The following is a 7412-nucleotide window of genomic DNA, read 5'->3' as shown; positions in this document are numbered from 1 at the left end:
GCGGGCTTGCCTTTGCCACCCAGGTACTGGCGCACAGCCTTCTGGTGTTGATCCTGGTACGTTCTGCTGTGGGCCTGGCTCTGGGGATTGCCACCGCCGCGCTGATAGCCTATGCTTTTGAGTCCGGCGCAGATATGGGCAAATTCAGTTCCTATGGTTCCCTGGGCTGGATCTTCGGGGCTGTGGGAGCGGCACTTTTAAAAGAATTCAACCTGCTTTTCTTAACCAGTTTCGTTTGCTGCCTGGCCGCGTTTGCTCTTTCTTTTACCTTCCACGAAGCATCTGCAAAGAAGGGGAAAATTCAGCCCAAACTGTGGCTTGTGATACGGAGGAATTTCCAGATCTATCTGGCTGTATTCCTGCGTCACCTGGGGGCTACGGCTGTCTGGATCATCCTGCCCCTGTACTTTTCCTCCCTGGGGATGGACAGGTTTTGGATTGGTCTTCTCTGGGGGATCAATTTTGCCGTGCAATTTTTAGTGATGCGCTTTTTGGAACGTTTCAACGAAAATAAAGTGTTTGCTTTTGGGCAACTGCTTTCCATAGGTGTATTTACGGCTTATGCTTTTATCACTGCACGGCCGGCCCTGGTTGTGGTGCAGGCTTTTCTGGGTGTGGCTTGGTCCTGCCTTTACGTCGGTGCCCTGTTGATTGTCCTGCGAAGCGGGGAAGAGAGAGGCACCGCCGGAGGTATTTTTCAGTCCACTTTGAATCTGTGCAATGCTGTAGGTCCTTTCCTGGGCGGCTTGATTGCCGAATTCTGGGGATACCGTGGAGTGATGCTCTTTGCTGCGGGGCTGGGAGTTGCCGGCCTGCTGGTGGCCGTGCCTGCAGCCCGGGAAGCACCGGGGCAATCGGCTTGATGAAAATAATACCATAGTGAGAGACCCCACCGGTCAAGTATAATAGATCAGAACAACCGTTCTTGCAGGTGGGGTTGATGACTTTCGTTCATTTGCACGTTCATTCCCAATACAGCTTTCTGGATGGCCTGGCCCGCCCGGAACAGTTGCTGGCCAGGGCAAGGGAATTGGGCATGTCTGCCCTGGCCCTTACGGATCACATGGGGCTGTACGGGGCTGTTGAATTCTTTCGCCTCGGGCGCGAGATGGGCGTAAAACCCATTATTGGTTGCGAACTTTCCCTGAGCAGGGATTCAGACCTTGAGTACCACCTGGTGGTACTGGTGAGGGACAGCAAGGGATATGAAAATCTTGTGCGCATGGTAAGCACCGCCCACCTTGCAAACTCTTCTTCCCTCCCGCGTGTCGAGTGGAACACTCTTTCCAGTTATAGTCAGGGTCTTATTGCTTTAAGCGGGTGCTTGCGGGGGGAAATACCCTCTCTGCTTCTGTCTGGCCAGTATGCCCGGGCCGCAGATGCAGCCCGGCAGTACCGGGATATTTTCGGTGCAGATGGCTTTTACCTCGAACTCCAGGATCATGGTTTGCCGGAGGAGAAAAGATGCAACCGTTTGCTTTGTGAGCTGGCCGAATGCCTGTCCCTCCCCCTGGTGGCGACCAACAACGTTCATTACCTGGACCCGGGGGAAGGGGAGGTCCATGACCTTGCCGCAGCCATACGCAATCATGGCTTCCCGGAGCCGGGTACGCACGCGGTGCTCTCTAACAGGGAATTCTACTTTAAAACCGCTTCTCAAATGTCCGCTCTCTTTGCCCGTTTTCCTGAGGCGCTGGAAAATACCCTTAAAATAGCCGGGGAATGTTGCCTGGAATTCCCCAGGTTGGATTTCCCTTCTTATCCGGTTCCTGCCGGTCAGAACCAGGAGCAGTTTTTGCGTTCATTATGTTTTGAGGCACTGGAAAAGTGTTATCCGGGCGCCGGCGCGGAGCTTTTGAGCAGGCTTGAAGAGGAACTGGCAGTTATCGGGTCCATGGGGTTCGCATCTTATTTTTTATTCGTTCGGGACCTGGTTTCCTTTGCCCGTCGCAGGGGGATCCCCGTGGGGCCGGGGAGGGGTTCGGCGGCAGGTAGCCTGGTGGCCTATCTTCTCGGGATTACGGCCATAGATCCCATCAAGCATAAACTTTATTTCGAACGATTTTTAAACCAATCCCGTCCGGACCCCCCGGATATCGACCTGGATGTCTGCCAGAGGCGGCGGGGGGAGCTTCTCGAGTACCTGCACCGGCGGTACGGCCCGGAAAGGGTTGCCCATATCGCCACCTTTAACACCCTTGGTTTGCGGGGGGCGGTGCGGGAGGCCGGCCGGGCGCTGAAACTCAACCGCACCTTAATTGACTCCCTCAGCAAGCACCTGCCGGCTTTTTCCGGGCCCGGGGGTGTGGACCACGCGTTGCAGACATTACCGGAAGTTGCTCGCCTGGCTGGAAAAGAACCGGTAAAAACCCTCCTGTCAAAAGCCCGCCGGATCGAAGGTCTCATCTACAATTCCTCCGTGCACGCGTCCGGAGTTGTAGTTTCCGGCCGGGATCTTTCGTCCTGCGTGCCCCTGAAAAGGGGCGGTGGCGGAGAGGTGGTTACCCAGTACGATCAGGAATCCCTGGCCTTCCTTGGATTGCATAAACTCGACCTGCTGGGCCTGCGCAATCTAACCATTATTGACGATACCTTAAGACTTTTAAATTCATGCAGAGGATTGAATCTTTCCCTCCAGGACATTCCCCTTGATGATCCGGTGACGTTTGACTTGCTTTCCCGTGGAGATACCCTCGGTTGTTTCCAGCTGGAAAGCCTGGGCATTCGGAGGCTGCTGAAGCGGTTGAAACCGGTATGCCTGGACGATATTATTTCCCTCCTGTCCCTCTACCGTCCCGGGCCCTGGTGCGGGGGGGTGGTGGAAGCTTTTTTGCGCCGGCGCCGGGGTGAAGAAAAGGTTGATTACCCCCACCCCAAACTCAAGGAAATCCTGGATGAAACTTACGGTATCGTTTTATACCAGGAGCAGATCATGAAAATTGCCCACCTGGTGGCAGGTTTTTCCCTGGGGGAAGCCGATCTCTTGCGCCGGGCAATTACCTCTCGCAACAGGGTGCTGGTTGAACAGTACAGGCAAAAATTTTTTGAAGGGGCTATTAAAAAGGGGTACAAAAAAGTTGAGATCGAAAAAATCTTTGATCTCATAACTAAATTCTCCGGTTACAGTTTTAACAAAGCCCACAGTGCCTCCTACGCCTATCTTTCATACTACACCGCTTATCTGAAGGCAAATTTTACTCCTTATTACCTGGCTTCTCTTATGAGCACCGGTACCGGTTATTATGGACCTGGAGTCTATGTGCAGGACGGGTTGCGCATGGGTGTGAACTTTTTACCGCCCGATATCAATCTCAGCAAACACTGCTTTACTGTGGAAGAAAACGGGGTCCGGGCGGGGTTGGGGACTGTGAAAGGCGTAGGAATGGCGACGGTGCTGGCCATTCTTGAATCCCGGTTAAAAGAAGGCCCTTTTAAATCCCTTTATGATTTTTGTTTCCGGGTAAGAATAAGCAAAAAGGCGGTGGAGAACCTGATCCTTGTGGGAGCCTTTGATTCCTTTGGCATAACCCGCCCCACCCTTCTGGCTTCACTGGACAGAATCATGGAGGCGGCCCGCCGTTCCCGGTTACGCTGCGAAGCAGGCCAGTTGAGCTTGCTGGAAAATACCTCTGGCAAAGAGGGCTGCTGGCCCGGGGACGCAGGGATTTCTCCGGTGTCTTCCCTGCCCGAGTTCAGTCGCGAAAGGCAGTTGCAGCTTGAGAAGGAGATACTCGGCTATTATCTAACAGGGCACCCCCTGGCCCTGCAGAGGGCGGAGCTTGCCAGGCTGGGGGTGCTCCCTATAAGCAAACTTGACTGCTTGCCCGAAGGAACCCCTGTGTTTATTGCCGGACAGGTGGTCAGCGCCAGGCGCCAGCCAACCGGAAAAGAAGAGTACCTGGTTTTGCTGTTGCTTGAGGATGAAACGGCCCAGGTGGAAGTAGTTCTCTCTCCACGTGTCTACCAGGAGTATCTGGCGGAAATTACTCCCGGTATCCTGTTCATAAAAGGGAGCTTGAGTCGCCGGGACGGAGATGCAAGAGTCATGGCCGGGCAAATTGAATCTTTTTCTTGTGAAAGGGGAACGATGACAGGATGATCCTGGTGGGTACCGGCGGGTACAGTTATGAGGATTGGAAAGGTATCTTTTACCCGGAGAAGGTGGATAAAAAAGAGATGCTCTCCCTTTATGCCCGGGAGTTCTCATTCACGGAGATTAACAGCAGCTATTACCGCATGCCCAACCGGTTTATGTTCTACCACATGCAGGCCAAGACGCCTCCCGGTTTTCAGTTTGTTGTCAAGGCCTACCACACCCTGACCCACGAGCGGGAAGACACCCGTAAGGATTTTCAAGATTTCAAGGCCGCTTTGACCCCCCTGATCGAGACAGGTAAATTTGGCTGTGTGCTGGCCCAATTCCCCTCCAGCTTCCGGCTTAACGATGAAAATATAGATTACTTGAAGGAATTCCGCAGGTGTATGGAGGATATTCCGGTAGTGGTGGAATTCCGTCACCAAGAATGGATCAATGAAAATACTTTCGAACTGCTTGAAGAGAACAACCTGGGTTATGTCTGCGTGGATGAACCTCTTTTTAAAACCCTGGTTCCCCCAACGGTGAGGGCGACCAGTCCCATCGGTTATGTTCGTTTTCATGGAAGAAATTATCAGAAGTGGTGGCAGCACGAGGAAGCCCATGAAAGGTATGATTATCTTTATTCAGAAGACGAATTGAAGGAGTGGGCACCCCGCATCGCAAAACTGGCCGAAAGAACTACGAAGACCTTTGTAAGCATGAACAACCACTATCGCGGCCAGGCCGTGATCAACGGGCGCATGATCAGGGAGATCCTGCAGCGCATGGGTTTACCGGTGCAGTAAAGCAAAATAAACATCATTAACTTTTCTGCCGCACCCGGTCCGGTGCCAGGAAAGGCACGAGTCATTTAGGGGAGGCAGTGTGCTTTGCTTAAGTGAGAGCATGGTGAAGGAAGGGTCGCAAAATGTTACCTGTGAACGACTGTCGTCTCTGCCCCCTGGCCGATACCAGGAAGCGAATTGTCTGGGGCGAAGGGAATCCCAGAACCACCTTGATGCTGGTTGGGGAAGCACCCGGGGCAAAGGAGGACGAATCTGGCCGCCCCTTTGTGGGACCGGCCGGAAAACTACTGGATAAGGTGCTGGCGGGGGCAGGGATAAAACGGGAGGATGTTTACATAACTTCCGTGGTCAAGTGCCGGCCGCCCGGGAACAGGATGCCCCACAAGAGAGAAATCGCGGCCTGTGCACCCTACCTGGAGGAGCAAATCAGGCTCATCCGGCCCCGGGTTATCGTCGTGCCTGGGGTCACTGGCAGCGCGTACCCTTTTGGGGCCCGGGGTTAAAATCAGCGAAGTGCGGGGTCAGTGGTTCGAACGGGGAGGTGTAAAAATAATGCCAACCTTCCACCCGGCGGCAGTATTCCGGGGGAGAGACAAGCTGGAGCTTTTGCAACAGGACATGGAAAAGGTTGCCCGTGAAATATCACGGCCAGCGGGATACGATCAGGTTCTTGATGGGAATTCCAGGAAGTGATAGCCGGTTCTTGCCGCCATGATATGGTTATGTTACTATATTAACAACAAGTTGCTGCCCTGTTGAACGGTGTTGCGAAGCAGGGTATGTGTGGGGGTGTGTGTGAAGAATATCACGAGCTCCTTTTCGCTTCCTTCCCGTCGCTGGCTGGATACCTGTTTGGAAAAGGAGGGTTTTCATGCATTTCCCCGTTTCCGGAGTTGATGTTTTCCCCCTTATACCTCCACTGGTGGCTTTCCTTGTTTCTTCGATTACGGCCTCGGCCGGGGTATCCGGAGCCTTTTTGCTCCTGCCTTTCATGGTTAGTGTACTGGGGTTCACCTCTCCAGCCGTAAGTCCCACCAACCTGATCTACAACATTGTGGCCATCCCCGGTGGGCTCGCCCGTTACATCAGGGAAGGACGCATGGCCTGGCCACTCACCTGGGTGGTGGTTGTCGCCACGTTGCCGGGAGTTTTCGCAGGTGGCTGGATCCGCATCCATTACCTGCCCGACCCCAAAGCTTTCAAGTTTTTTGTGGGGCTGGTCCTGCTCTACCTGGGTGTACGGTTGTTGTATGAAACCAGCGGACGTTACCTGAAAAGCAAAGAAAATACCCAGAACCTGGAAAAGAAGTTCCGCGAGCGGGTTCAGCAGATCAAAAGTGAATCGGCAGGCCGCCTGGCCGCGGGCCTGCCCCCGGAGGCGGTGGTCAAAACCCGCTCTGTATCCCTGCGCAAAATTGAATATGACTTCTGGGGGGAAACTTTCTCTTTCAGCACCCCGGTAGTTTTTGCCCTGGCCCTGGTGGTCGGACTGATAGGCGGTATCTACGGCATCGGCGGGGGGGCCATCATCGCTCCCTTTGTGGTCTCCGTTCTCGGCATGCCCATTTATACCGTAGCAGGGGCCGCACTGGCCGGCACTTTTCTCACCTCCATCGCCGGGGTCGTTGTCTACCACCTCCTGTCCCTTACCGCAGCTGGTGCCCGGGCCGGCGTATCGCCCGACTGGCTGCTTGGAGCACTTTTTGGTGTGGGTGGCTTGCTGGGTACCTATTTTGGGGCTTACCTGCAAAAGTATTTGCCCGACCGGCTGATCCGGGGGATCCTGGGCTGCCTGGTCACCTTCCTCGCGGTGAGTTATATAATACAGTTTTTCACAAAGTAACCGATTAAACAGTATAAGATTGTCACTTATTTTTCATTGAAAAGGACAGACCATTATGTTACCATGGGCACAGAATGGATAGACCCACTTGTAAAGTATGCTCCGGCTTTATTCCTTAAAGGGGGACACCGGTGGTGGGTAGTGAAAATTTGCTCCTGCGCATAGAGGGTATCCGCTCTGAAGATGATAGATTGGAAGTAAAGAAAGTTCTGGAGGACATCAACGGTGTCAGCTGGGTTTGCGTTGATGGGACAGCGGGAACCGCTGTTGTGATATTCGACCCGGAGCTAACCCCCCAGGATGAGTTGATCAATGCGGTGATGGAAGCAGGTTATACGGTCAAGCGGTTTTTTAACAGTTAAAACCCGTAGGCTCCGGCTTGCTACCAGCCAGGTTTCGGGCTGGCTTTTTGGCGATACCCTGGTAATTGAACCCAAATTTTACAGCAGCGGCTCAAAGCCGCTCTTTTTTATATCAACCATTCGTTACCCGTTGGTGTTCTTGAATAAAAAAGGCAAACCGTATAGTAGTTTACAAGTAGATTATTGTATTAGCTTAAAATTATATAGTATAATAATGATTGTTAGTTTATAGTGGTATTAGCTTGAAGGGGGGTGGCGGATTGCTGCAGGACTGCCGTAAGTGCGGCCTGGCGGTGCCCGATGCTGCGGAGCCGCAAAAAATC

The 7412-nt window shown here is 53.3% G+C and carries 7 protein-coding genes; all 7 read left to right on the top strand.

The annotated features are described in order from the left end of the window. A partial coding sequence (locus tag ACPLUI_RS08715) for an MFS transporter (protein WP_424659876.1) occupies positions 1–863 on the top strand: 863 nt, incomplete at its 5' end. Between the two features lie 77 nt (positions 864–940). After that, the gene (gene dnaE / locus ACPLUI_RS08710; RefSeq protein WP_424659875.1) at positions 941–4099 is read left to right on the top strand and encodes a DNA polymerase III subunit alpha; all 3159 of its coding nucleotides are present in this window, start codon (positions 941–943) and stop codon (positions 4097–4099) included. Continuing rightward, positions 4096–4884 (top strand): DUF72 domain-containing protein, encoded by a 789-nt coding sequence (locus ACPLUI_RS08705; RefSeq protein WP_424659874.1) that lies wholly within the window; start codon positions 4096–4098, stop codon positions 4882–4884. The genes dnaE and ACPLUI_RS08705 overlap by 4 nt, the downstream gene beginning before the upstream one ends. Before the next feature lie 122 nt (positions 4885–5006). After that, the gene (locus ACPLUI_RS08700) at positions 5007–5387 is read left to right on the top strand and encodes a uracil-DNA glycosylase (RefSeq protein WP_424659873.1); all 381 of its coding nucleotides are present in this window, start codon (positions 5007–5009) and stop codon (positions 5385–5387) included. Between the two features lie 49 nt (positions 5388–5436). Then, complete coding sequence (locus tag ACPLUI_RS08695; protein WP_424659872.1) at positions 5437–5577, top strand: hypothetical protein; 141 nt, start codon at positions 5437–5439, stop codon at positions 5575–5577. 178 nt (positions 5578–5755) lie between these two features. Continuing rightward, positions 5756–6727 carry a sulfite exporter TauE/SafE family protein gene (locus ACPLUI_RS08690; protein WP_424659871.1) on the top strand — a complete coding sequence of 324 codons (972 nt, stop codon included), beginning with the start codon at positions 5756–5758 and terminating at the stop codon, positions 6725–6727. Between the two features lie 134 nt (positions 6728–6861). Further along, positions 6862–7089 (top strand): heavy-metal-associated domain-containing protein, encoded by a 228-nt coding sequence (locus ACPLUI_RS08685; RefSeq protein WP_424659870.1) that lies wholly within the window; start codon positions 6862–6864, stop codon positions 7087–7089. The last annotated feature ends 323 nt before the right edge of the window (positions 7090–7412 follow it).

It is taken from the genome of Desulfofundulus sp. (assembly GCF_049701015.1).
In the GTDB taxonomy this organism is placed as follows: domain Bacteria; phylum Bacillota; class Desulfotomaculia; order Desulfotomaculales; family Desulfovirgulaceae; genus Desulfofundulus.
The sequence above is the reverse complement of the archived record's forward strand: the minus strand, read 5'-3'. Positions and strand labels throughout refer to the sequence as shown.